Source organism: Streptomyces sp. KLMMK (assembly GCF_036961605.1).
GTDB lineage: Bacteria > Actinomycetota > Actinomycetes > Streptomycetales > Streptomycetaceae > Streptomyces > Streptomyces telluris.
This window is the reverse complement of sequence record NZ_JBAMDC010000800.1, coordinates 1-459: the sequence shown is the minus strand read 5'-3', so window position 1 is coordinate 459 and position 459 is coordinate 1. Positions and strand designations below refer to the sequence as shown.

The following is a 459-nucleotide window of genomic DNA, read 5'->3' as shown; positions in this document are numbered from 1 at the left end:
TCCCGGCCGACGAAGCCCGCCGTCTGGTGGTCCGCGGCTTCTTCGCCGAGCTGGTCCAGCAGATCGGCATCCCGGAACTCGAGGAGCGCCTCATCGCCAAGATCGAGGCCGAGCTGGAGGCGTCGGTGGCATGAGCGAGACCCCGTACATCCGCGCGGCCGCGCTGAGCGACCTGGAGGAGGACACCCCCAAGCGGGTCGAGATCGACGGCGTCCCCGTCTCCCTCGTCCGCACCGAGGGGGAGGTCTTCGCCATCAACGACATCTGCTCGCACGCGAACGTCTCGCTCTCCGAGGGCGAGGTGGAGGACTGCGCCATCGAATGCTGGCTGCACGGCTCCAGCTTCGACCTGCGCACCGGCAAGCCCTCCGGCCTGCCCGCCACGCGCCCCGTCCCCGTATACCCCGTCAAGATCGAAGGGGACGACGTGCTCGTCTCCGTCACCCAGGAGTCCTGAGT

General features: G+C 69.1%; 1 protein-coding gene and 1 pseudogene. Both read left to right on the top strand.

What is annotated here, in order from left to right; genetic code table 11:
* Positions 1-134: pseudogene (locus V7793_RS38040) on the top strand (Fe-S cluster assembly protein SufD); the annotation flags it as partial.
* On the top strand, positions 131-457 hold the full coding sequence (locus tag V7793_RS38035) for a non-heme iron oxygenase ferredoxin subunit (RefSeq protein ID WP_058044945.1): 327 nt from the start codon (positions 131-133) through the stop codon (positions 455-457). The pseudogene V7793_RS38040 and the gene V7793_RS38035, both read left to right, overlap by 4 nt.
* The last annotated feature ends 2 nt before the right edge of the window (positions 458-459 follow it).

What these genes read in the sequence shown, in the direction of transcription:
- V7793_RS38035 (WP_058044945.1), top strand. Translation starts at nt 131, where the DNA reads ATGAGCGAGACCCCGTACATCCGCGCGGCCGCGCTGAGCGACCTGGAG.